General features: G+C 39.9%; 2 protein-coding genes. Both read right to left on the minus strand.

What is annotated here, in order from left to right; all coding sequences use genetic code 11:
* On the minus strand, positions 1-185 hold a 185-nt coding region (locus ACOVO2_RS05340), incomplete at its 3' end, for a hypothetical protein (RefSeq protein WP_421768970.1).
* A gap of 60 nt (positions 186-245) precedes the next feature.
* Positions 246-971 carry a YebC/PmpR family DNA-binding transcriptional regulator gene (locus ACOVO2_RS05345; protein WP_421768971.1) on the minus strand — a complete coding sequence of 242 codons (726 nt, stop codon included), beginning with the start codon at positions 969-971 and terminating at the stop codon, positions 246-248.
* Positions 972-1,114 lie beyond the last annotated feature (143 nt).

Below are 1,114 nucleotides of genomic sequence, written 5' to 3' on the forward strand. Positions count from 1 at the left end.
CCTTTCATTTGCATGTAGGCTATCCATTCGCCTGCATACTGTTGGCCTTCGATGGTTTGAGTGGTTTGGTTTTGAGCTAAATAATATAGGCTTCGCTCAATATCTTTTCGGAGAGAATCGGGCGAAGGTTGCTGCGAAAAAGCCGTAAAGTTTATCAGAAAGAGTAGAAATAGAGCGTTTTTCATGGAATTATAAAAAAATAGCCTCCGTAAAAGAGGCTATTTGATAGATTTTTATGCAATGTACTATTCACCCACAACCATGTTATGATAGATGTTTTGTACGTCGTCGTCTTCTTCGAGTTTTTCGATAAGTTTCTCAATATCGGCCGCTTGCTCTTCTGTAAGCACTTTGGTGTCGGTCGGAACTCGCTCGAAATCGGCATGAAGTAATTCGTAGCCTTTTTCTTCGAGGTGTTTTTGTAAGGCACCAAAGGCCGTAAATTCACCGTAGATATTGATTTGGTTGGCTTCTTCATCTAAAAACACCTCTTCTGCACCAAAATCAATCAATTCAAACTCTAATTCTTCGATGTCGGTTTTTCCATCATTCGCAATCTTGAAAACCGATTTACGGTCAAAGATAAAATCGAGCATTCCCGAAGTTCCGATGCTACCACCACATTTTGTAAAATAACTACGGATATTGGCAATGGAGCGGTTAGTATTATCGGTCGTACACTCCACCAAAATCGCTACACCGTGTTGGCCGTAGCCTTCATACACCATTTCTTTATAATCTTCTTGTTCTTTTGAAGAAGCACGTTTGATGGCATTTTCAACGTTTGCTTTTGGCATGTTGGCTGCCTTGGCATTCTGAATAATCGCACGCAAACGAGAGTTACTGTTTGGGTCTGGCCCTGCTGATTTTACTGCAATCGCAATATCTTTACCAATTCTTGTAAAAGTTTTTGCCATCTGCCCCCAACGTTTCATCTTGCGGGCTTTTCTAAATTCAAACGCTCTTCCCATTATTTATGAAAATTCTAATATTTTGTATGTCTTAATTTTGCTGCGAAATTATGAAATTTTACGCAAAAACGCACAAATATATTTTTAGTCGACAGTCCGCAGTCTTCAGTCCACAGTAAGCAGTCCACAGTAAGCAGTCCACA

The sequence above is a fragment of the Emticicia sp. genome, from assembly GCF_049241225.1.
GTDB lineage: Bacteria > Bacteroidota > Bacteroidia > Cytophagales > Spirosomataceae > Emticicia.

Coding starts and splice junctions, on each gene's coding strand:
- ACOVO2_RS05345 (WP_421768971.1), bottom strand. CDS start 971: ATGGGAAGAGCGTTTGAATTTAGAAAAGCCCGCAAGATGAAACGTTGG.